Source organism: Lentzea jiangxiensis (assembly GCF_900104175.1).
GTDB lineage: Bacteria > Actinomycetota > Actinomycetes > Mycobacteriales > Pseudonocardiaceae > Lentzea > Lentzea jiangxiensis.
Genome location: NZ_FNIX01000003.1, coordinates 272,258 through 293,832, shown reverse-complemented (window position 1 = coordinate 293,832; position 21,575 = coordinate 272,258). Strand labels below are relative to the sequence as shown.

The 21,575-nt window shown below is 71.5% G+C and carries 20 protein-coding genes; 11 read left to right on the top strand and 9 right to left on the bottom strand.

What is annotated here, in order from left to right; all coding sequences use genetic code 11:
• Nucleotides 1–82 precede the first annotated feature (82 nt).
• Nucleotides 83–1,369: an MFS transporter gene (locus tag BLQ91_RS12270; RefSeq protein WP_090096924.1), complete on the top strand. Its 1,287-nt coding sequence runs from the start codon at nucleotides 83–85 to the stop codon at nucleotides 1,367–1,369.
• 3 nt (nucleotides 1,370–1,372) lie between these two features.
• Here BLQ91_RS12270 and BLQ91_RS43760 read toward each other — a convergent pair whose 3' ends face one another.
• Nucleotides 1,373–1,519: a VOC family protein gene (locus BLQ91_RS43760; RefSeq protein ID WP_425412463.1), complete on the bottom strand. Its 147-nt coding sequence runs from the start codon at nucleotides 1,517–1,519 to the stop codon at nucleotides 1,373–1,375.
• 292 nt (nucleotides 1,520–1,811) lie between these two features.
• Here BLQ91_RS43760 and BLQ91_RS12255 point away from each other — a divergent pair, with 292 nt between their 5' ends.
• The 3 genes from BLQ91_RS12255 to BLQ91_RS12245 all read left to right on the top strand — a co-directional run bounded on the left by BLQ91_RS12255 (nucleotide 1,812) and on the right by BLQ91_RS12245 (nucleotide 5,651).
• The gene (locus BLQ91_RS12255; protein ID WP_218130246.1) at nucleotides 1,812–4,085 is read left to right on the top strand and encodes a proprotein convertase P-domain-containing protein; all 2,274 of its coding nucleotides are present in this window, start codon (nucleotides 1,812–1,814) and stop codon (nucleotides 4,083–4,085) included.
• 79 nt (nucleotides 4,086–4,164) lie between these two features.
• Nucleotides 4,165–4,605: a GNAT family N-acetyltransferase gene (locus BLQ91_RS12250; protein WP_090096923.1), complete on the top strand. Its 441-nt coding sequence runs from the start codon at nucleotides 4,165–4,167 to the stop codon at nucleotides 4,603–4,605.
• Between the two features lie 143 nt (nucleotides 4,606–4,748).
• Complete coding sequence (locus tag BLQ91_RS12245) at nucleotides 4,749–5,651, top strand: S1 family peptidase (protein ID WP_090096922.1); 903 nt, start codon at nucleotides 4,749–4,751, stop codon at nucleotides 5,649–5,651.
• A gap of 260 nt (nucleotides 5,652–5,911) precedes the next feature.
• Here BLQ91_RS12245 and BLQ91_RS12240 read toward each other — a convergent pair whose 3' ends face one another.
• Nucleotides 5,912–6,883 (bottom strand): TerC/Alx family metal homeostasis membrane protein, encoded by a 972-nt coding sequence (locus BLQ91_RS12240; protein WP_090096921.1) that lies wholly within the window; start codon nucleotides 6,881–6,883, stop codon nucleotides 5,912–5,914.
• Between the two features lie 332 nt (nucleotides 6,884–7,215).
• On the opposite strand from BLQ91_RS12240, the gene BLQ91_RS12235 reads away from it, so the two are divergent.
• Genes BLQ91_RS12235 through BLQ91_RS12220 form a run of 4 tightly spaced genes read left to right on the top strand, consistent with a single transcriptional unit; the run spans nucleotide 7,216 to nucleotide 11,091 of the window.
• Entirely contained in the window at nucleotides 7,216–8,043 is an 828-nt protein-coding gene (locus BLQ91_RS12235; RefSeq protein ID WP_090096920.1) for a CPBP family intramembrane glutamic endopeptidase, read from the top strand.
• Complete coding sequence (locus BLQ91_RS12230; protein WP_090096919.1) at nucleotides 8,040–9,164, top strand: sensor histidine kinase; 1,125 nt, start codon at nucleotides 8,040–8,042, stop codon at nucleotides 9,162–9,164. Before BLQ91_RS12235 ends, BLQ91_RS12230 begins: the two co-directional genes overlap by 4 nt.
• Nucleotides 9,161–9,817: a response regulator gene (locus BLQ91_RS12225; RefSeq protein WP_090096918.1), complete on the top strand. Its 657-nt coding sequence runs from the start codon at nucleotides 9,161–9,163 to the stop codon at nucleotides 9,815–9,817. Before BLQ91_RS12230 ends, BLQ91_RS12225 begins: the two co-directional genes overlap by 4 nt.
• A 59-nt stretch (nucleotides 9,818–9,876) precedes the next feature.
• Nucleotides 9,877–11,091 carry a GDSL-type esterase/lipase family protein gene (locus BLQ91_RS12220; protein WP_090096917.1) on the top strand — a complete coding sequence of 405 codons (1,215 nt, stop codon included), beginning with the start codon at nucleotides 9,877–9,879 and terminating at the stop codon, nucleotides 11,089–11,091.
• Here the strand turns inward: BLQ91_RS12220 and BLQ91_RS12215 are convergent.
• The 7 genes from BLQ91_RS12215 to BLQ91_RS12185 all read right to left on the bottom strand — a co-directional run bounded on the left by BLQ91_RS12215 (nucleotide 11,088) and on the right by BLQ91_RS12185 (nucleotide 17,255).
• The gene (locus BLQ91_RS12215) at nucleotides 11,088–11,651 is read right to left on the bottom strand and encodes a hypothetical protein (protein ID WP_090096916.1); all 564 of its coding nucleotides are present in this window, start codon (nucleotides 11,649–11,651) and stop codon (nucleotides 11,088–11,090) included. The two genes, BLQ91_RS12220 and BLQ91_RS12215, sit on opposite strands and share 4 nt — an antisense overlap.
• Nucleotides 11,648–13,000, bottom strand: a complete 1,353-nt coding sequence (locus BLQ91_RS12210; protein ID WP_090096915.1) for a hypothetical protein — start codon at nucleotides 12,998–13,000, stop codon at nucleotides 11,648–11,650. Before BLQ91_RS12210 ends, BLQ91_RS12215 begins: the two co-directional genes overlap by 4 nt.
• Nucleotides 12,997–13,752 (bottom strand): ABC transporter ATP-binding protein, encoded by a 756-nt coding sequence (locus BLQ91_RS12205; RefSeq protein WP_090097218.1) that lies wholly within the window; start codon nucleotides 13,750–13,752, stop codon nucleotides 12,997–12,999. The genes BLQ91_RS12210 and BLQ91_RS12205 overlap by 4 nt, the downstream gene beginning before the upstream one ends.
• A gap of 103 nt (nucleotides 13,753–13,855) precedes the next feature.
• The gene (locus BLQ91_RS12200) at nucleotides 13,856–14,620 is read right to left on the bottom strand and encodes an ABC transporter ATP-binding protein (RefSeq protein WP_090096914.1); all 765 of its coding nucleotides are present in this window, start codon (nucleotides 14,618–14,620) and stop codon (nucleotides 13,856–13,858) included.
• Nucleotides 14,617–15,429 carry a cupin domain-containing protein gene (locus BLQ91_RS12195; protein WP_245733361.1) on the bottom strand — a complete coding sequence of 271 codons (813 nt, stop codon included), beginning with the start codon at nucleotides 15,427–15,429 and terminating at the stop codon, nucleotides 14,617–14,619. The genes BLQ91_RS12200 and BLQ91_RS12195 overlap by 4 nt, the downstream gene beginning before the upstream one ends.
• Nucleotides 15,426–15,977 carry an RNA polymerase sigma factor gene (locus BLQ91_RS12190; protein ID WP_090097216.1) on the bottom strand — a complete coding sequence of 184 codons (552 nt, stop codon included), beginning with the start codon at nucleotides 15,975–15,977 and terminating at the stop codon, nucleotides 15,426–15,428. Before BLQ91_RS12190 ends, BLQ91_RS12195 begins: the two co-directional genes overlap by 4 nt.
• A gap of 132 nt (nucleotides 15,978–16,109) precedes the next feature.
• Entirely contained in the window at nucleotides 16,110–17,255 is a 1,146-nt protein-coding gene (locus tag BLQ91_RS12185) for a PucR-like N-terminal domain-containing protein (RefSeq protein ID WP_090096913.1), read from the bottom strand.
• An 86-nt stretch (nucleotides 17,256–17,341) separates the two neighbouring features.
• Here BLQ91_RS12185 and BLQ91_RS12180 point away from each other — a divergent pair, with 86 nt between their 5' ends.
• The 3 genes from BLQ91_RS12180 (at nucleotide 17,342) to BLQ91_RS12170 (ending at nucleotide 21,518) form a co-directional block, all read left to right on the top strand.
• Nucleotides 17,342–18,397 (top strand): ferredoxin reductase, encoded by a 1,056-nt coding sequence (locus BLQ91_RS12180; RefSeq protein ID WP_090096912.1) that lies wholly within the window; start codon nucleotides 17,342–17,344, stop codon nucleotides 18,395–18,397.
• A gap of 79 nt (nucleotides 18,398–18,476) precedes the next feature.
• Entirely contained in the window at nucleotides 18,477–19,595 is a 1,119-nt protein-coding gene (locus BLQ91_RS12175; protein WP_090096911.1) for a fatty acid desaturase family protein, read from the top strand.
• Nucleotides 19,596–19,736: 141 nt separating this feature from the next.
• The gene (locus BLQ91_RS12170) at nucleotides 19,737–21,518 is read left to right on the top strand and encodes a CocE/NonD family hydrolase (RefSeq protein WP_090096910.1); all 1,782 of its coding nucleotides are present in this window, start codon (nucleotides 19,737–19,739) and stop codon (nucleotides 21,516–21,518) included.
• The last annotated feature ends 57 nt before the right edge of the window (nucleotides 21,519–21,575 follow it).

Here is a 21,575-nt window from a genome sequence, read left to right as displayed (position 1 = left end):
TCACGTGTCGGAGTTGTGCTGTTGCCAGTGAGCGGCTGTTGCACCGTCGACGCAAACCTGTTGTGGTGCTTATAGTTCCGCGGTGATTTCCGTTCTCCGCGATCCGGTCTACCGGGCACTGTTCGGTGCCCAGGTCGCCGCGCTGACCGGAACGGGAGTGGCCACGGTCGCGCTCGGGCTGCTGGCCCACGACCTGGCGGGGCCCGAGGCGGGGTCGGTGCTCGGCACGGCGCTGGCGATCAAGATGATCGCCTACGTCGGGGTCGCGCCGATCGCCACGGCGCTGCTCGGCGCGTTGCCCCGCCGGGCCGTGCTGGTGTCGCTCGACGTCCTGCGGGTCGCGGTGGCGGCGGTGCTGCCGTGGGTCGGCGAGGTGTGGCAGGTCTACGTCCTGGTCTTCCTGCTGCAGGCCGGGTCCGCCGCGTTCACGCCGTTGTTCCAGGCGACGATCCCGGACGTCCTGCCCGGCGAACGCGACTACACCCGCGCGATCACGTTGTCCCGCATGGCCTACGACCTCGAAAGCCTGCTCAGTCCCGCGCTGGCGGCCGCAGCGCTCGCGGTGCTGGGCTTCCAGCAGCTCTTCCTCGGCACCGCGCTCGGCTTCGCCGCGTCGGCGCTGCTCGTGCTCTCGGTCGTCCTGCCACGCCCGACACCGTTGCCGCGCAACGGCCGCCGGTACGACGCCACGACCAAGGGCATCCGGATCTACCTCGCCACGCCCCGGCTGCGCGGACTGCTCGCCGTGCACTTCGCGGCGGCGGCCGCCGGATCGATGGTGTTCGTCAACACCGTGGCGCACGTCAGAGACGGCCTCGGGCGGGACGCGGCGGACGTCGCGGTGGCACTGGCGGCCAACGGTGCGGGCTCGCTCGTCGCCGCGCTGGCCTTGCCCGGCCTGCTCGAACGCTGCGCGGACCGCGTCGTGGTGACGCGTGCGGCCACCACACTTGTGGTGGTGTTGTCGGCCGGTGCGCTGTTCGCGCACCACTGGCCCGCGCTGCTGCTGGTGTGGGGCTTGATCGGCGCCGGGTGTTCGCTCGCCCTGACGCCGGGCGCGCGCCTGCTGCGCCGGTCGGCCGACGACGCCGACCGGCCGTCCCTGTTCGCCGCGGACTTCGCGCTGTCCCACGCCTGCTGGCTGCTGTGCTACCCGCTCGCCGGGTGGCTCGCGACGACCGCGGGCACCACCACCGCGTTCGTGGTGCTCGGCGTGCTGGCCGCGGCAGGAGCGCTGTGCGCCCTGCGGTTCTGGCCCGTGCACGACCCGGAGATCGTCGAACACGAGCACCACGACCTCGACGGTGCCGTGTGGACGCACGCGCACGAGTTCCGCATCAACGACGACCACGCGCGCTGGCCGCGCTGAGCGTCACCCGGCGGGCTGGAACACCTGGACGAGGCTGCCCGCGGGACCGGTGACGAGCACCTGACGGCCGCCCGGCCCGCTGGCCACCTCGCTCACGAACGGCACCCCGGCGGCGCGCAGCCGGGTGACCTCCGCGTCGAGGTCGTCCACGACGAGGTGGATGCGGTGCGACCGAGTCCGGTGGTGTGGCGGGAGCGCCGGACAGCAGCAGCCGCAACGGCCCGCGCACCACGTCGGCGAACGCCGCTCCGGCGACATCGTTGTCTTGTCCACGGAATCGTGCCGAAGCCATCCCCCTGTGGCGCAACGAAATCCGTGACTCGAAGGTGAAACCGGACATCGAGGCCGGAGGTGCCGGCAAACCCTCCGAACGACCGGATGTCGGCCACGGCCGCGGCGGCTACGGTCTCCTGACCCTGCATCCCTGCGAAGGAGCCCGCAAGTGCGAAGAAGAAGATCCCTGCTGACCGCGGCACTCGTGGCGGTGACCACCGCGGCGCTGGCCTCGCCCGCGGCCCCCGCCCTGGCCGCCGGGTGCTCCGGCACCAACGACGGCGACGTGGCGATCGGCGACAACCAGACGGTCGAGTCGCCCATCGCCATCAGCGAGTGCGCGTCGGCCCCGTCCGCCACCGCCACCGTGCCGGTGAAGATCGTCCACACCTACGTCGGCGACCTCCAGGTCAGCCTCGTCGCGCCGGACGGCTCCGCCTACGTCCTGCACAACCGGTCCGGCGGCTCCGCGGACGACATCGACCAGACCTACACCGTCGACCTGTCGGGCGAGACCTCCAACGGCACCTGGAAGCTCCGCGTCAACGACAACGCGGCCAACGACGCCGGCCGGATCGACACCTGGTCGCTGAACCTCGGCGGCTCCACCCCGGCCGACGACTTCTCCGTCGCCGTCTCGCCCGCGTCCGGTTCCGTCGCGGCGGGGTCGGCGGCCTCGGCCACCGTGCAGACGCAGACCACGGCGGGCCAGGCGCAGACCGTGCAGCTGACCGCCACCGGCCTGCCCGCCGGCGCCACGGCGTCGTTCAGCCCGGCTTCCGTCACCACGGGCTCCAGTTCGACCCTGTCGATCAGCACGACGACGTCGATCTTGTCGGGCACCTACCCGATCACCGTGCGCGCCGCGGGTGCCACGACCAGGACGGCGACCTACACGCTGACGGTCACCGGCGGCACCGGCCCGCAGATCCCGGACGTCGACATCGCCGCGGTCAAGGCGCACCTCGCGCAGTTCGGCACGATCGCCGCGCAGAACGGCGGCAACCGGCGGTCCACCTCGGCGGGCTACCGCGCGTCGGTGGCCTACGTGAAGGACAAGCTCACGGCCGCCGGCTACGCCGTCACCGAGCAGCCCTGCACGTCCGGCTGCACCACCGGCGCCGGTCCGAACCTGATCGCCGAGTGGCCCGGTGGCAACGCGAACAACGTCTACATGTTCGGCGGCCACCTCGACGGCGTGTCCGCGGGCCCCGGCATCAACGACAACGCCTCCGGCTCGGCGGCGCTGCTCGAGACCGCGCTCGTGCTCGCCCAGCGCACCCCGTCGATGACCAACAAGGTCCGGTTCGCCTGGTGGACCGACGAGGAGCAGGGCCTCAACGGCTCCCGCTTCTACGTCTCGCAGCTCCCGTCCACCGAACGCGCGAAGATCAAGACCTACCACAACTTCGACATGGTCGGGTCGACCAACGGCGGCTACTTCATCAACAACATCACCAGCACCCAGTCCGTGCACATGAAGGCGTACTGGGACTCCCTGGGCCTGCAGCCGGAGGAGAACACCGAGGGCCGCAACCGGTCCGACGACGCGTCCTTCACCAACGCGGGCATCCCGGCGTCCGGCTACGCGATGGGCGCCAGCGCGCGCAAGACCACCGCGCAGGCGAACAAGTGGGGCGGCACGGCGGGCGGCGCGTTCGACCCCTGCTACCACGCGTCCTGCGACACCACCGCGAACATCAGCGACACGCACCTCAACCGCGCGGTCGACGGCATCGCCTACACCGTCTGGAAGTCCGCGGTCGGCACCGGCACCCCAGGCGCCGACTTCGCGGTCTCGGTGTCGCCGGCGTCCGGTTCGGTGGCGGCGGGCTCGTCGGTCCAGGCGAGCGTCGCGACCCGGACGGTGAGCGGCGACCCGCAGACCGTGCGGCTGTCCGCGTCCGGGCTTCCCGCCGGGGCGACGGCGTCGTTCAGCCCGGCGTCCGTCACGACGGGCTCGGCGTCGACGCTGACGATCAGCACCACGGCGTCGGTGGCCGCGGGCACCTACCCGGTCACGATCACCGCGGCCGGCACGGCGTCGCGCACCGCGACCTACGCGCTCACCGTCACGGGCGGCGGTGGCGGGTCCTGCACCGGCACCAACCCCGACGACGTCGCCATCCCGGACGCGGGTGCCGCGGTCGAGAGCACCATCGCGCTCTCCGGGTGCTCCGCCACGCCGTCCTCCGCCTCGGTCGTGACCGTGCGGATCGTGCACCCGTACGTCGGTGACCTCACGGTGGCCCTGATCGCGCCGGACGGCTCGTCGTACCCGCTGCACAACCGCAGCGGCGGCAGCGCGGACAACATCGACCGCACCTTCTCGGTCAACGTGGCGGGCGAGACCGCGAACGGCACGTGGAAACTCCGCGTCCAGGACTCCGGTCCCGCCGACGTGGGCACGCTCGACACGTGGAGCCTGAACCTGACCCCGTAGCACCGTCGGGAAGTGGCATCCTGGTTTCCGCCTGCATTGGGCCTTCTGGGATGCCACTTCTCGGGTGACGATCACGGGCGTGACCAGTCAGCACACCACCAGGATCGCCGAACTCGTCGGCGAGGACACCGCCCTGGCCTTCGACGCGCTGCGCGAGCTCCGGCCGCACCTCACCGACGTCGACGAGTTCGTCGACGTCGTAGGCGCCCAGCGGCGGGAGGGCTACCGGATCGCCGCCTCGTTCGACGCGGACGGCCGGGTCGTCGCCGTCGCCGGGTTCCGGCACAGGACGAACCTCCACGCCGGCTCCCACCTCTACGTCGACGACCTGAGCACGCTCCCGTCCGCCCGCAGGCAGGGCCACGCGGGCGCGCTGCTGCGCTGGGTCGACGAGGAGGCGCGCCGTCTCGGGTGCGCGGCGGTCCACCTCGACTCCGGCACGCCGCGGCACCACGCGCACCGGCTCTACCTCGGCTCCGGCTACGACATCACCGCGTTCCACTTCGTCCGGAAGCTCTGAAGACGCCGGGCGAGCAGCAGTGCGGACCGGTGCTCGCCGCGTCATCCCGGCCGTTCACCTAAACCGGTTCGCCCCGCTGTACGTACACCTGGACATGAGCACATCTCGGTCCGGTAACGAGCCGTCGCACGAGAGGGCGCCACATGGGCAAGCACCACGATGACCACCGCCGGGTGAAGGTGATCGCGGGTGCCGTCGGGCTGGTGGCCGTGGTGATCACCACCGCGACGTTCACCGCCAGCCAGGCGGCGCCGCAGCAGCGCACCGCTCCCGCCCAGGTCACCGAGACGCTGCGGGAGAAGGCGTCGGTGCCGGGCACCGCGTGGGCCGTCAACCCGGTCACCAACGAGGTCCTGGTCACCGCCGACGACACCGTCACCGGGGCGAGGTGGGACAACCTGAAGTCCACAGTGGACGCGATGGGTGCCGGGGTGGCGCTGCGGCGCACGACCGGCACGTTCCGGCTGTTCGCGGAGGGCGGGGACGCCCTCTTCGCGGGCGGCAGCCGGTGCTCGCTCGGCTTCAACGTCGTGACCGGCGACGGCCGCCCCGGCATCCTGACCGCGGGCCACTGCACGGCCGCGGGCAGGCAGTTCTCCCTGACCCCCGGTGGCAGGGCGGCCGCCACCGTCGTGGACTCGACGTTCCCCGGCAACGGCGACTTCGCCCTGCTCACCTACGACAACCGCGGCACCGGCGCTCCCAGCGAGGTCGACACCGGCAACGGCCGCAGGGTCCGCATCCAGCGCGCCGCCGAGGCGCGGGTCGGCACGCAGGTCCAGCGGATGGGCAGCACGACGGGGCTGCGCGCCGGCCGCGTCACCGGCCTGAACGCCACGGTCAACTACCCGGAGGGCCGCGTCACGGGCCTGATCCAGACGACCGTGTGCGCGGAGGGCGGCGACAGCGGCGGGCCGCTCTTCACCGCCAACGGCAACGCGATCGGCCTGACGTCCGGGGGCAGCGGCAACTGCCGCACCGGTGGCGTGACGTTCTTCCAGCCCGTCACCAGGGCCTTGGCCGCGGTCGGCGCCCGCATCGGCTGACGGGACCCCGTGTCACGCCGGGCCGGTCACGACCACCGGCCCGGTGTCACCGGGCGAACGACGAGATCGCGTACGCCCGGTGCCCACGTCTTCCGGCGCCACCACGAAAGCCGCTCCCGGCACGGACGGCCGTCCGGTCCCGCCCGTCCCGTCACGGCCTGGAGACCAGGACCACGCACGCGACCACCAGGGCGGTCAGCGCCAGGAGGGTCACGCCGAGGTCCACGAGGAAGCCGATCAGGCGCGCGGTGGCCATGCGGTCACACCGGACTGGTGTCGGCCCCGCGACGGGAGCGCAGGCTCGTGAACGTGACGGTGGCCAGCACGCCGATGATCACCAGGAGGGAGACCGGCGTGGGGATCTCCGGCACGGCGGGCCAGATGCCGTGGGCCCAGTGCAGGACGAGCTTCACGCCGATGAACGCCAGGATGATCGCGAGACCGTGGTTGAGGTGCACCAGCTTGGCCAGCACGGACTGCAGCACGAAGTACAGGGCGCGCAGGCCCAGCAGCGCGAACGCGTTGGTCGTGAACACCAGGTACGGGTCCTCGGTGATGCCGTACACGGCGGGTACGGAGTCGATCGCGAACACGACGTCGGTCGCGAAGATCGCCACCACCACGATCGCCAGGGGCGTCAGGGCGCGGCGGCCGTGCTCGCGGACGACCATCTTCGTGCCGCGGTAGTCGTCCGTGACCGGCATCAGCCTGCGCAGCAGCCGCACCGAGCGCATCTGCGAGGTGTCCTTCTCACCCGGTTCGCCGGACAGGGCGGCGTGCAGGATCTTGATCGCCGAGGCGAAGAGGACGAGGCCGAACACGAGGAACGCCCAGGTGCCCGCGGAGAGCAGGGCGGCGCCGGCCGCGATGAAGACGCCGCGCAGCACCAGTGCGCCGACGATGCCGTAGAGCAGGACGCGCTGCTGGACCTCGGACGGGACCGCGAAAGCGGTCAGCAGCAGCATGAAGACGAACAGGTTGTCCACCGACAGCGACTTCTCGACCACGAAGCCGGTGATGAACTCGACCGACTGGCCGCTGCCGAACTCGAACCACAGCCAGAGGCCGAACACGAGGGGGAGGGCCAGGTAGAACACCGACCAGCCGGTGGCCTCCTTCAGGGAGACCTCGTGCGGGCGCCGGGTGACCAGGAAGTCGACCACGAGCAGACCGAGCAGCACCGCGATGCTGATGAACCACAGTCCGGGCGACGCCACGGATTCGACGGACACGGAACCTCCTCGAACTCCTGCGTTCGAGGTCTCCTTCACCCGTGGGCGGGTGGTCTCCCGAGGACACCTTCCGGGTGTCCGGACTGACCGGGCAGACGCTTTGGGAAGTACTCCCCTCGCCGGAGAGCATAGGTAAAGGGTAGGTAATGCTCAAGTAAGCCGATCGTGGGAAGCATCTCAGTCGGCTCGACGTTTCACCCGCTCGCGGGGAGACGACGGACCGCGCTCCGTGAGATTGCCGCACCACCCGGCCTTGTCCCCCTGGAGAGCTACACGCGGATGTCCACCGCGCGGGGACGTTGCGGCGCCGCGAAATCCCTAGCGTTGCGGCCATGCGATTCGTGCAGCAGTTGGTCGTGGTGGTGGTCGTGTCGTTCGTGGGCGGGACCGGAGTGCAGGCGCTGGGGTGGAACTGGCCGCTCACCCTGGTCGCGGGGTTCCTGGCGGCGGCGCTGGCACTGGCCGCGTACGCGTGGGTGGTGCGCAGGACCGAACGGCGCGAGGCCACCGAGGTCTCGTGGAAGACGGCTCCGGGGGCGCTGGGGCGCGGTGTCCTCATCGGACTCGCGATGTTCGGGGCGGTGATCGCGAACATCGCCTTCCTCGGCGGCTACGAGGTGCGCGGCTGGGGCTCGGCGACGGGCGCGGTCGCGATCCTCGGGTTCATGGTGGCGGTCGCGGTGACCGAGGAGCTGCTGTACCGGGGCGTGCTGTTCCGGATCGCCGAGGAGAAGCTCGGCACGTGGCTCGCGCTCGTCCTGAGCGGTCTGGTGTTCGGCTTCGCGCACATCTTCAACCCCAACGCGACGGTGTGGAGCTCGGTCGCGATCGCGATCGAGGCGGGGCTGATGCTCGGCGCCGCGTACGTCGCCACGCGCAACCTGTGGGTGCCGATCGGCGTGCACTTCGCGTGGAACTTCGCCCAGGGCGGCATCTTCAGCACCAGCGTGTCCGGTCAGGACGCTCCGCGGGGGCTGCTCGACGGCGTCACGTCCGGTCCGGCGATCGTGACCGGTGGCGGGTTCGGGCCAGAGGCCAGTGCCTACTCGGTGCTGGCGGGCGTGGTGGTCACGGCGGCGTTCCTGTGGCTGGCGAAGCGCCGGGGCAACCTCGTGCCGCGCCGTGGCCGCGCCGTGCCGGCCGCTACGCTCGGCGCGTGATCAGCCTTCAGCGGTGGCGCGGCTGGGACGTCCGAGTCCAGGACGCGCCGCTCGCGCTGCTGCTCGCCCTGGGCTCGGTGGTGCCCGCGTTGCACGACAAGGGCACCCAGCTCGGCGGGCTGCCGAACCGGCCGTTCGACGCGCTCGCGATCGCCGTGATCGCCTTCGAGTGCCTGCCGCTGGTCGTGCGCCGCCGGTGGCCGATGGTCTGCCTCGTCCTGGTGTCGGTCGCGTTCGCGGTGGACCAGGCGCGCGGCTACCACACGGTCGCCGGCACGGCGTTGCTCATAGCGTTGATCAGCGCGGGCGCGCACCTGGCGCACCACCGCCGCGCGACCGTCATCGCGTTGACCGCGGCCTACGCGGGGCTGGCGGTCTGGCTGGACCTGCTGGGTGCCACCGAGGGCGTCGCCGGGTTCGTCACCTTCTACCTCGCGGTGGCGGCCGCCTGGGCGATCGGCGCGTGGCTGCGGCTCTCGCGCAGCGCCGAGGAGGAACGCCGCCGGCACGTCGCCGAGACCACCCGCGCCGCGGAACGGACGTCGATCGCCCGCGAGCTGCACGACGTGGTGACCCACCACGTGACCGCGATGGTGGTGCAGGCCGAGGCGGCCCGGTACCTGACGGCCGCTCCCGAGCGCCTCGACCAGACGCTGCAGGCGATCACCGACACCGGCCGGCGGTCGCTCGCGGACCTGCGGCACCTGCTCGACCTGCTGAACCCCGACCACACGCCGGAGTTCGTCGGCGACCTGCGGGGTCTCGTCGAGCAGACCCGCCTGGCCGGGCAGCCGGTCGAGTTCGCCGAGGAGGGCCAGGCGTCGCGGGACGCGGGCAGCGCCGAGGCCGTCGCGTACCGGGTCGTGCAGGAAGCGTTGACCAACGCGCTCAAGTACGCGCACGGCAACCCGACGAACGTCAGCGTTCGTTACGGCGAAAGGGAGATCACGGTGGAGGTCGGCACCTCGGGCGCCACGACTCCCGCTCAGGTCGGCGGCAGCGGGCGGGGTCTCGCCGGCCTGCGGGAGCGCGTCGACGTGCTGGGCGGCGAGTTCTCGGCGGGGTGGCGGGACGGCGGTTTCGTGGTCCGCGCGCGCATTCCGGCGGGAAACCCGGCGTGACGGCACCGGTACGCGTGCTGGTGTGCGACGACCAGGCGCTCATCCGCACGGGGTTCGCCACGATCATCGGCGCGCAGCCGGACCTGGAGGTCGTGGGGGAGTGCGGGGACGGCCGCGCGGCGGTCGACCTCGCCGCCCGGCTGAAGCCCGACGTCGTCGTGATGGATGTGCGGATGCCCGTCCTGGACGGGATCGCGGCGACCCGGCTGCTCGCGGGCGCCGGCGTCGCCGATCCCGTCAAGGTCCTCGTCGTGACGACGTTCAACCTCGACGAGTACGTCTACGAGGCGTTGCGCGCCGGGGCGAGCGGCTTCCTGCTCAAGGACGCCCCACCCACGCAGTTGTTGCAGGGCATCAGGACCGTCGCGAGCGGTGCCGCGCTGCTCGCGCCGGAGGTGACGCGCCAGCTCGTCGGCAGGTTCGCCTCGCGCATCAGGCCCGCCGAGGAGGTCGCGGAGACGCAGCTCGCGCCGCGGGAGCTGGAGGTGTTGCGGCTGATCGCGGAAGGACTGTCCAACAGCGAGATCGCCGCGGCGCTGGTCATCAGCCAGGAGACGGTGAAGACGTACGTCTCGCGCATCCTCACCAAGCTCGACCTGCGCGACCGGGTGCAGGCGGTCGTCTACGCGTACCGGCGCGGTCTGGTGACCTGAGTCCACACTGCGGTCACGGATGGTGACGTGATCGTCACGAAGCGGTAAGAACCAGGGGTATGAGAACCCGAATCCCTGCCCTGATGTCGGCCGTGCTCGTCGTGGGAGCGCTCTCCACCCCGGCCGCCGACGCCGACCGCCCCGTCTGGTTCACCTCCTGGGCGCAGTCGCAGCAGAACCTCGCCCCCGTCACCCTGCACGACCAGTCCCTCCGGATGATCACGCACCTCAGCCAGGGAGGCAGCGCGGTCCGCGTCCGCGTGCAGAACACCTTCGGCACGGGGCCGCTGACGATCGACCGCACCACCGTCGCCCCGAGCACCGGCGGGTCCGCCGTCGAGCCGGTGCGGGAGGTGACGTTCAACGGCTCCCGCGCCGTCACCGTCCCCGCGGGCGGGTCGGTGTGGAGCGACCGCACGTCGCTGGCCACCCTGCCGGACTCCGACCTCGCGGTCAGCATGCACGTCGCCGGGGACGTCGTGCCCGGACGGCACGAGTCGGCGTTCCGCGACAACTACCTCACCCCGGCCGGCTCGGGCGACCACACCGCGGACGCGGGTACCGCCTACACCGAGAAGGTGCAGTCGACCTACGTGGTCAGTGCGGTCGACGTGTTCAACCCACGGCTGAGGGGGACGGTCGTGCCGTTCGGCAGCTCGGTCGTCGACGGCGTGGGCAGCACCAACTGCGGGCCGGGCTGCACGGAACTCGGTACCGACAAGCGGTGGACCGACGTGCTGGCCCGCCGGATCGTCGCCTCCTCGCGGCCCCAGCTCGCCGTCGCCAACGCCGGCATCAGCGGTACGACGAGTGCCGTGTGCCCGCGAACCTCGGCGCCGTTCGTCGGCCTGGACGCGTTGTCGCGCCTGGAAAGGGATGTCCTCGCGTTGCACGGCGTCACCGATGTCATCTACTACTACGGCACGAACGACCTGGCAAACGGCTGTTCGGCCGCGGACGTCATCGCGAGCTACCGCGCGGTGTTCGGTCGCCTGCGCCAAGCCGGGATCGCCGTGCACGTCACGCCGATCACGCCCCGGCCCGGCTACAGCGACCAGAACAACCTGGACCGCCACGCCGTCAACGACTTCGTCAAGCGCGGCGGCGACTGCTCGGACACCTGCGCGACGGTGCAGGACTTCGACCAGGTGCTGGAGGACCCGCTCCGGCCCAACAGCATCAACGGCCCGTACGACACCGGCGACGGCGTCCACGCCAACATCAGGGGCCAGCAGGCGATCGCCGACTACATCGCACTGGAGACGCTCGCTTAGCGGCGTGCGCCGCGTGCGCTGTACGCGGCGCACCCGCTCACGGCCAGCACACCCGCCGTCCACGTGGTCGCCGGGTCGTCCGGGGCACCCAGCGGCCACGTGGCGATCCGGCCGGGCACCGACCCGGCGGGCGGCATGATCGCCGCCACCGCCCACCACAGCACCGGTGCGGTGGCGGCGAACCTCGCCCCGGCGAGTGCCGCCGCGAGTCCGGCCAGACCGGTCAGGCCCGCCACGTCGCGGACGACGAACGCCGCCGGGAACGGCTCGTCCCCGAGTCGTTGCACCAGCAGGACGGCGGCCGCGGCTGCCACCGCGGCGAGCACCAGGTGGCCGAAGCGCCACCACGGCCAGGGGAAGGCGGTGGAGGCGTCGAGCTCCGGGTCCTGGCCCGCCAGACCGGTCGTGCCGACCAGCACGGCGGCGAGCGCGGTCAGCGACGCGCTGAGCGGTGACCACGGTGTGTGCAGCGCCGCCCAGGCGATCAGCACGACGACGGGCAGGAGCACGAGTGCGGCCGGGACGCCGCGCGAGTGCGCGTACAGCGCGAGCGGCCTCATCGGCCGGCCTTCAGCACTTCGAGCACGCGTTCGGCGTCCTGGCAGGTCAGCAGCATCTGACGCGCCCGCACGATGCGGTCCCGCTGCTCCTGCGGGGAGGCGGCGCTGAACTGCTGCCACGCCCGGTCGATCTCGGCGCGCATCCGCTCCTGATTCCACATGAGACGTTCGGACGCCAGCTCGGCCAAGCCACCGTTGAAGTAGCCGGCGGTCACGTACCGGGCGGAGGCCTCCCAGTAGTTCACGCTGTTCGGAGCAGAGCAGCTCGGGACACCCGCTCCGGCGAGCAGCTCGAGCCGCACCTCGTCCTCGGACATCGTCAGCACGCGCGGGTAACCCGACGCACTGATGTAGACGATGTTCGGATCCCGTCGGGGCGCGGTGAGGTGCGCCATCGCGGAGGTGTCCTCGCGGACCCCCGTGGGCGCGTCCGGCAACGCCGCGAGCTCGGCCAGCGCGGCCCTGCCCGCCGCGGCCACGACGGGCAGGCGGTCCGCGTGCACCCGGCTCACGCACACGGCGCCGTCGCAGACCTGCTCACCCGCGGTCGAGTCCACGACCAGCACGTCGGAGTACCTGGCCGGCACGATCGAGAGCGCCAGGACGAGCGCCAGCCCCGCCGGTGCGAGCGCGGCCAGCCGGCCGAGCCAGGTGCGGGCGGCGAGCAGCAGGAACGCCGTCACGCCCAGGCCGGTGAACCACGCGACCTGGCCGAGGTCCACCGACGCCGAGGTGGTGAGCAGGTCGGTGTCCGGCGCGTCCATGACCGGCGTCAGCAGCGCGAACCTGGAGATCTCGTCGTCCGGTGACCGGACTTCCAGGGCCCGGCCCGCGGTGGTCGCGACCATGAACGTGGTCACCAGCGCCACCGGCACGGTCAGCGGGTGGGGGAGCAGCCTGCCGATCGCGAGCCCGACCAGGACGCTCGACGCCAGACCGAGCACCACGGTCACCATCAGCGGCACGAATCCGGCCGAGACGAGCCCACCACCGAGCGCGACCTTCACCACCACCGCGGCGCACAGCAGGACCGCGGCGACGGCGACGGCTCCGCTCACCGCCGAGGCGAGCGCGCCGAGCCGGACCCAGCCGGGCCGGGGTGTGGCGGTGAACAGCTCGGTGACGCCCGCCCGGCTGTCCCGCATGCCCTGCAGGACGGCGAGACCGACGACCAGCGCCCAGACGTAGGCCAGCGGCAACCTGAGCTCCAGCATCGCGGAGGTGCTGTTCGCCTTCCACCGCGAGCTTTCCGACGTGACGAGCCAGAGCATGCCGGCGCCGGACACGAGCACGACGAGTCCGGCCCAGAGCGCCGCCGAGCGGCGCAGCTCGATGCGCAGTCCGGTCACCAGGCACCACCCGAGCTGATCAGCGCCGAGTAGCCGCGCTCGATGGGGCTGTCGCCGACGTGCTCCCGCGTGCCCCTGGCCGCGAGGTCGGCCGGGGTTCCCTGGAAGACGAGGGATCCTTCCGACACGAGCACAACGTCCGTGCACGCCGCCGCGACGTCCTCGACCAGGTGCGTGGAGATCAGCACGCACGACTGCCGGCCCAGTTCGGCCACCAGTTCGCGGAACCTGAGGCGTTGCGCGGGATCCAGGCCGACCGTCGGTTCGTCGAGCAGCAGCACCTCCGGCTCGTTGACGATGGCCTGCGCGATGCCGACGCGCCGGACCATGCCGCCGGACAACGACTTCATCCTGTCCTCGGCGCGGTCGGCGAGCCCGACCCGGTCCAGCGCCCGGTGCACCGCGCCCGGGATCTCGGCCGCCGGCATCTCCTTGAGCCACGCCAGGTACTCGACGAACTCCCTGACCTTGAACCGCTTGTAGAAGCCGAAGTGCTGCGGCAGGTAGCCGAGCCTCCTGCGCAGCGGTCGCATGCCGGTGCCCCGCAACGGGGTTCCGAGCAGCGACAGCGTTCCGGCGGTGGGCTTCTGGACCGTCGCCAGCGTGCGGATCAACGTCGTCTTGCCCGCGCCGTTGGGGCCGAGCAGCCCGTGCACGCCTCGCCCGAGCCGCAGGTCGAGCCCGTTCACCGCGGTGCGGCCCCGCCGGCCGCCGACGCGCACCACCAGGCTGTCGGCTTCGATCGCCTGCATCCAGTTCTCCTTCGAGTCGCTGCCCACGACCGGGAAGACGGTGGTGCGGCCGCCGCGGTTCTCCGTTCGCTGTGACGTGACGCACACCGTCCTCAGTGGAGTGTCACCACGTCCCGGGTCTGTCCGGGAACGCGAGCACGGCGCTGTAGCCGCGTTCGATCGGGCTGTCGCCGGGGTGGTGGTCCGCGCCCTCCGCCACCAGCTGCGCCGGGGTGCCCCGGAAGACGAGCTTTCCCCTGTCCATCAGCAGCACGTCCGTGCAGGCGGCGGCGACGTCCTCGACCAGGTGCGTGGAGACGACCACGCACGCGTCCGTTCCCAGCTCGGTGAGCAGTTCGCGGAACCTGAGGCGCTGCGCGGGATCCAGACCCGCCGTGGGTTCGTCGAGCAGCACGACCTCGGGATCGTTGACGATGGCCTGCGCGATGCCGACCCGCTTGAGCATGCCGCCCGACAACGTCCTGAGCCTGTCGTCCGCCCGGTCGGCCAGCCCGACCCTGTCCACCGCGCGCTGGACGGCCGCGGGGACGTGCCGGTCCGGCACCTCCTTGAGCCACGCCACGTAGGCGACGAACTCGCGGACCGTGAAGCGGCGGTAATGCCCGAACTCCTGCGGCAGGTAGCCGATCTTCTTCCTCGTCTCGCGGAGGTTCCCGCCGCCCAGCAGCCGCAGCTCTCCTCGTGCCGGCTTGAGCACCGTGGCGAGCGCACGGATGAGTGTTGTCTTGCCCGCGCCGTTGGGACCGAGCAGGCCGTGCACGCCGCGTCCCATGTGGAGGGTCACGCCGTCGACGGCCGTCCTGCGGCCCGCCCTGACCTCCAGGTCGCGCGCCTCGACCTCCCACGCGTAGGTGGTCGGTGCCGTCATCGGTTGGCCTCCAGCCGGGTGAACGCCATCCTGCGCACGACGATGACGGTGACTGCCAGCGCGAGGACCGCGGCCCACAGCGGTGCCGCGGCGTCGTTGAGCGCTGTCGGCGTGCGGCTGAACGCGATCGTCGGCGCCACGATCACCACCGCCCACGCCGCGATGAGCACGACCGCCGCTCTCGTGATGCCCACGAACGCTCCCAACGCCAACGTTCCGGCGGTGAAGGCGAGACAGGGCAACAGCCACTGCGTCAGTCCGGCGCCGATGACCAGGCTGGCCGCCGCGAGGCCCGGCACGACCACGGCCAGCACCGCCGCCGTGCGCCGGAACACGAGCGGCAACCCGGCTCGCGGCGTGGCGGCCGTGAGCTCGTGCGCCGGGTCCAGCGCCCGGCTCCACGACGCCGCCACCCCGAGCACCGGCAGCACCGGTGCGACCAGGTGCACGAGCGACACCCGGTCGCCCACCGCGACCCCGAGCCTGTCCAGCGCCACCGCCGCGGCCGTGACGAGCAGGATCATCGCGAGCCACGGCCCGGCCGCGGGCGACACCCACCCGTTGACCCGCCCGCGCCACCGCCCCGCTCGCGGCATCTGGGGCGTGAGGGCGAGCTGCGGCGCGAGCTCAGTCCACACCGCCTCGGCGACGGGGTCGGGGGCCAGGCGCGCGCGGCACGGCGCACAAGCCTCGAGGTGCGACTCGACGGCCCACAGCTCGTCGGCGGCGATGTCCACGTCACCCCGCGCATACCGGCGCAACAGGTGCTCACGCGGATGGGCGGTCGAATCTCCTTGCCGTGCGTTCACGCCAACGCCTCCCTCATCGCGATCCGAGCCCGCCGGGCCCGCGTCTTGACCGTCCCCTCCGGCACCCCGAGCAGCAACGACGTCTCCCGCACGGTCAACCCGTCGAGCACCATCGCCTGCAACACCTGCCGCAACTCCGGCGCCAGCCGCCGCAACGCGTCCCCGACCTCATCCCCGACCACCCCGTCGAGCACGGCCTCGTCGGCGGCGGGCGCGGTGTGCCGAGGCGCGGCAGCCGCGGGCGGCGCGGCGTGGTGCGCACGCCTGCGGAAGGCGTCGATCAGCCGGCGAGCGGCAATCGTCCACAACCACCCGACCGCGCTACCACCCGCGGCCGCGCCGGCGAACGCGTCCGCCGCCCGCCACACCGCCAGATAGGTCTCCTGCAGCACCTCGGCGACGATCTGTTCGTCCGAGCACCGCCTGCGCAACCGCACGGCCAGCCAGGGCGAAGTGCGCCGGTACAGCTCTTCGAAGGCGCGGCGGTCACCCCGTGCGACTCGGCGCACGAGTTGTTCCTCGTCGAGGTCGGCCGGCTCACCCCGGATGGCTCTCACACTCCGCAAGACGTCGGGGTGGTGGGCTCAGGTTCGCGCGATCGTGTGGTGTGGGTCACGTCGGCACGGGTGTCGACGTGACCCGATAGTGGACTCTATAGCTTCAGTGTTGGTCAAAATCAGTCACTCGACCGGCGTCGGCAACCCCACCGCCAGCGTCAACTCCAAAACCCGCTGCGGAGACCCCAGATCCGGGAAGACGTCCCGCAACTGCTGCATCCGGTACCGGACGGTCTGCGGGTGCACGAACAGCGCGGCGGCGACCTCCTCCCGCCGCCCGTGGTGCAGCAGCCAAGCCCGCAACGTCTCCTCCAGCCGTCGGGCGGAGCTGGCCGGCAGGGCGCGCAACGGTGCCAGCGCGCGGGCGCGCAGGTCCGCGTAAGCCTCGGGATCGGCGCTCAGCACCAGCGAGGGGAGGTGTTCCTCGGTGTCGCGGATCAGGGACGACAACGCACGGGCCCGTGCCGCCCGCGCGTACGATGCGGACGCCCGCATCCAGGGGCGGGAAGGGCCGACGACGGCGTCACGTCCCGTCAGCTGGCGCAGCAGGTGGGCGCGGTCGGTGTCCGGCACCAGCAGCACGCCGGTCGAGTCGGGCAGGTCGTCCAGGACCAGGGTGCCGGGGTCGAGCTGGCGGAACGCGGGTCGCACCTGGAACGACGGCAGCAACACCACGGTCAGCGTCGTCGGCGCGGACCAGCCGGCGCGTTGCGCGTCGACCAGCAGCACCTCGGGGGTGGCGCCGGCGAGCAGGTCGCGGGCCAGTTGTTCGAGGTGGCGCTCGTGGGCGAGGCCGCGGGCGGCCAGTTCGTCGGCGTGGCCCGCGGCGGAGGCGGCGGACAGCTCGTCGATGTAGGCGAAGGTCAGCTCGGCGAACTTCGCCACCTCGGCGGCGGGGAGACCGGCGGGTACGGCCCCGGCGGCCAGGCCGCGCCATGCGACGCGGGCGCCCACGCGGTAGGCGCTCAGGAGAGCGTCCATCGAACGCCCGTCCCGCACCTCGCCGCGGCCCAGCTCGTAGGCGGCGTCGCTGGCGTCACCGCCGCCGCCGGTGCCGCTCGCCAGGTCCAGGTAGTGGCCGAGGGCGGTGCGGACGGCCCGGCGGATCGTGCCGCCCATGCGGCCGGAGAGGGCGTTGGCGTAGCTCGGCACCTCGTCGATGATGGCGCGGACGACCTCGTCGGCGGTCGTCCTCAGGACCGCCCGCAGGGCGGTCACGGTCTTCTCGTCAAGGGCGAGTTCGGTGGCCCTCTGCATTGCGTGAGTCACGATTTGTTCCCTGCGAACAATGTGGCTGGATAAATTCACGTCTTGCGGACAGGACTTTACGCCCTGAGGCGCATCAAGCTGGAGTCATGACGAGTGCCGCCCTCCGCAGCAGGGCGTGGAAGTTCCTTGAGCTGGTCACGACGCCACTGCTGCCGTCCGACTACCTCGACCTGGTGAGCCCCCTCCGGGCGGGCGCTGACCTGCGCGGCCGCATCGAGGCCGTGCACCGCGAGACAGACGATGCCGCGACCATCGTGATCCGGCCCGGCAAGGGCTGGCGCGGTCACGTGGCCGGGCAGTACGTCCGGGTCGGCGTCGACGTCGACGGCGTCCGGTTGTGGCGCGCCTACTCGGTGACGTCGCCGACCAGCCGCGCGGACGGCCGCATCACGATCACCGTGAAGGCCATCCCGGACGGCAAGGTCAGCAACCACCTGGTCCGCAGGGCGAAGCCCGGCACGGTCATCCAGCTCGACCAGGCCACCGGCGAGTTCGTGCTGCCGGAGACCACGCCCGCGAAGGTCCTCTACCTCACCGCCGGCAGCGGCATCACACCCGTGATGGGCATGCTGCGCGACACGAAGCTCGCCGACGTCGTGATGGTCCACTCCGCGCCGCGCAAGGAAGACGTGATCTTCCGCAGCGACCTGCACGACCTGGTCGCGGACAAGGCCCTCACCCTCGTCGAGCTGCACACCGACACCGACGGCATGCTCGACGTCGCCGGACTCGAGGAGCTCGTGCCCGACTGGGCCGAGCGCGAGACCTGGGCCTGCGGGCCGACCGGTCTCCTGGACGCCGCCGAGGCGCACTGGGCCGCCCACGGCATCGCCGGCAAGCTCCACACCGAGCGCTTCCGCCCGACCGTGGTCGTGGCGGGCGAGGGTGGCGAGGTCACGTTCGGCAAGACCGGCAAGACCGTCGAGGCCGACGGCGCCACGCCGCTGCTGAACGTCGGCGAGGAAGCGGGCGTGCTGATGCCGTCCGGCTGCCGCATGGGCATCTGCTTCGGCTGCGTGACGCCGCTGAAGTCCGGCGCGGTCAGGGACCTGCGCACCGGCGAGATCACCGAGGCCGAGGACGGCGTGCTCGTCCAGACCTGCGTGTCCGCCGCGGCGGGCCCCTGCGAGCTCGAACGCTAGCCAGCGCGCCCCACCACAGACGTTTCCTTCTCCGCGAAGTGGCCACCCCTCAGCCACGGATCCCTCGAAAGAGAGCTTCATGACCGCCATCGACCCCACCGCGCACCTCACCGACGAGCAGATCGAAGAGCTCGGCCGCGAGCTCGACGCGATTCGCGACGAGATCATCGCGAGCCGTGGCGAGAAGGACGCGGCCTACATCCGCAAGGTCATCTCCGCGCAGCGCAAGCTGGAGCTGACGAGCCGCGGCATCCTGCTGTTCTCGTTCTTCCCGCCGGCGTGGCTCATCGGCACCGCCGGCCTGTCCGTGGCGAAGATCATGGACAACATGGAGATCGGTCACAACATCCTGCACGGCCAGTGGGACTGGATGCGCGACCCGAAGATCCACTCCACCACGTGGGAGTGGGACCACGTCTCGCCGGCCGAACAGTGGAAGCACTCGCACAACGAGCTGCACCACACGTACACGAACGTGATCGGCAAGGACAACGACCTCGGCTACGGCATCATGCGCGTCGACGAGGACCAGAAGTGGCACCCGATGCACCTCGGGCAGCCGGTGTGGAACTTCATCAACGCCTGCTTCTTCGAGTACGGCATCGCCGCGTACGACCTGGAACTGGGCAAGAACCTGCACAAGCGCCGCCGCAACAACCCCGAGTTCCGCGCGCGGGCCAAGGCCGTGGGCCGCAAGATCCGCAAGCAGGTGCTCAAGGACTACGTGATCCACCCGCTGCTGTCGGGCCCGTCGTTCCTCACCACGCTCGCCGCGACGTTCACCGCGAACCTGATCCGCAACCTGTGGTCGCACTCGGTGATCATGTGTGGTCACTTCCCGGAGGGCGTGCAGGTCTTCGAGCGCCGTTCCATCAAGGGCGAGACGCGCGGCCAGTGGTACCTGCGCCAGATGATGGGCTCCGCGAACATCAGCGGCAGCAAGGCGATGCACTTCATGACCGGCAACCTGTCGCACCAGATCGAGCACCACCTGTTCCCGGACCTGCCGAGCAACCGGTACGCCGAGGTGGCGGTCAAGGTGAAGGCGCTGTTCGAGAAGTACGAGCTGGAGTACGTGACCGGTCCGCTGCCCAAGCAGGTCTTCTCCGCGTGGCGCAAGGTGTTCCGCCTGTCGCTGCCGAACCGCAAGCCCAAGGTGAAGGCGCCGAGCCGCGACAAGGAGCTCGTCGCGGCCTGACAACCGGACATGGACTAGACGAAGAGCGGTTCAGATCTTTCGGCCGGTACCGGCGAGCACGCCGGTACCGGTGAGATTCCTCCGTAGGGCCCGAGACGCTGTACCCCTGCTGCTCGATCGGGCCCTCCGACGGAGGAACCTATGCGAAGGGTCTACCTCGTCGCGGCCGCCCTGCTCACGGCCGCGACGATCCACACGCCTGCCTCGAACGCGGCCCCGGAGGCCGCGGCGGCGATCACCGAGACCGTCTACGTCGAGTCCACGATCGACAGTGACGCGGACGGCAAGCCCGACCGGATCGCCGCGGACGTCATGCGGCCGGACACACCGGGCCGGGTGCCGATCGTGATGGAGGCCAGTCCCTACTACGGGCTGGGTGGCGCGGCGGCGTCGTCGACGGCGGTGCCCCGCGGCTTCGGCCGCTGGTACGACGAGTACTTCGTGCCGCGCGGGTACGCCGTGGTCGAGATGGAGATGCAAGGCACGTCCCGCTCGACCGGTTGCCCGACCAGCGGTGGTCCCGAGGACACCGCGAGCGTCCGCGCGGTCGTGGACTGGCTCAACGGCCGGGCGAAGGCGTTCTACGCGGACGGCCGGGAGGCGGTCGCGAGCTGGAGCACCGGCAACGTCGGCATGCTCGGCGTCTCCTACAACGGCACGCTGCCCAACGCGGCCGCCGCGGCGAACATCCCCGGCGTGAAGACGATCGTGCCGATCGCCGCGATCTCCAGTTGGTACGAGTACGCCCGCGACCAGGGCATCGGTTACAAGGGCTGGGAGTCGAACTACCCGTCGTTCCTCGCCGGCTACGTCGTGAGCGCGGCGCAGAAGGCGAAGTGCAAGCCGGTGTTCGACAAGCTCAGCGCGCAGGACGGCGACGAGTCCTGGGACCACACGTCGTTCTGGAAGACCCGCGACTACCGGCCGGGGGCGCAGAACACGACCGCGTCGGTGTTCGTCGTGCACGGCCAGGCGGACTGGAACGTCAAGCCGTCGCAGTTCGGCCGCTGGTGGAAGGAGCTCGCGGACCGCGGTGTGCCGCGCAAGATCTGGCTGCACCGCGGCGGTCACCTCGACCCGATCTCGTTCCGCCAGGCCGAGTGGCAGCGCGTGATGGGCCTGTGGATGGACCACTGGCTCAAGGGCGCGAACAACGGGATCATGAACGAGCCCATGGCCGACGTGCAGAAGCCCGACGGCAGCTGGGAGCAGGCGGCGTCCTGGCCGCGCCCGGACACGAAGAACACCACGCTGTACTTCGGTCCGGCGTCCGGTGGCATGTCCGGTTCGCTGACCGCCACCGCGGCCGGCAGCGGCACGCAACGCCTCGTGAACAACGCGAACATCAACGAGGCGAGCATGATGGCGAACCCGGAGACCGCGAGCTCCGGCCGGCTCGCCTACGTGACAGCACCGCTGACGAAGGCCGCGCGGCTGTCCGGTGAGGTCAGCCTGACCGTCCGCATCGCGTCGAACCGCGCGTCGGTGCCGCTCACGGCGCTGCTGGTGGACTACGGCCCGAGCACCCGGGCCGTGCTGTCCGAACGCAGCCCGCTGCAGCTGTCCACCGAGGTCTGCGGCAAGAACGACCTGCGCGACCGCACCGGCTGCGCGCGGCCGCCGGACGTCTCGATCCAGGCCGTCACGGCGACGATGCTGACCAAGGGGTCCATCGACGCGAAGAACCGCCTGTCGCTGGAGTCCGCGACCCCGTTGCCCACCGGCGGGACCACCGCGGACGTCACCTGGAAGCTGCACGCCAGGGACGCGCTCGTCCCGGCAGGGCATCGGATCGGCATCGTGCTCGTCACCAACCACAACGCCTACATCGCCTCGGACACCGCGGCGAGCGGCGTCGCGCTCGACGTGTCGCTGGGCGCCAGCAAGGTGGTGCTGCCGATCGTCGGCGGAACGGTGAGCTGACCCGCGGAACCGGGGCCTGCGCACTTCACATCGCACAGGCCCCGGCTTCACCAGCCT

Excerpts from the sequence above, each read along its gene's own strand:
- BLQ91_RS12245 (WP_090096922.1), top strand. The coding sequence starts at position 4,749 with ATGGGCAAGCACCACGATGACCACCGCCGGGTGAAGGTGATCGCGGGT.
- BLQ91_RS12235 (WP_090096920.1), top strand. The coding sequence starts at position 7,216 with ATGCGATTCGTGCAGCAGTTGGTCGTGGTGGTGGTCGTGTCGTTCGTG.
- BLQ91_RS12220 (WP_090096917.1), top strand. The coding sequence starts at position 9,877 with ATGAGAACCCGAATCCCTGCCCTGATGTCGGCCGTGCTCGTCGTGGGA.
- BLQ91_RS12215 (WP_090096916.1), bottom strand. The coding sequence starts at position 11,651 with ATGAGGCCGCTCGCGCTGTACGCGCACTCGCGCGGCGTCCCGGCCGCA.
- BLQ91_RS12205 (WP_090097218.1), bottom strand. The coding sequence starts at position 13,752 with ATGCAGGCGATCGAAGCCGACAGCCTGGTGGTGCGCGTCGGCGGCCGG.
- BLQ91_RS12200 (WP_090096914.1), bottom strand. The coding sequence starts at position 14,620 with ATGACGGCACCGACCACCTACGCGTGGGAGGTCGAGGCGCGCGACCTG.
- BLQ91_RS12180 (WP_090096912.1), top strand. The coding sequence starts at position 17,342 with ATGACGAGTGCCGCCCTCCGCAGCAGGGCGTGGAAGTTCCTTGAGCTG.
- BLQ91_RS12175 (WP_090096911.1), top strand. The coding sequence starts at position 18,477 with ATGACCGCCATCGACCCCACCGCGCACCTCACCGACGAGCAGATCGAA.
- BLQ91_RS12170 (WP_090096910.1), top strand. The coding sequence starts at position 19,737 with ATGCGAAGGGTCTACCTCGTCGCGGCCGCCCTGCTCACGGCCGCGACG.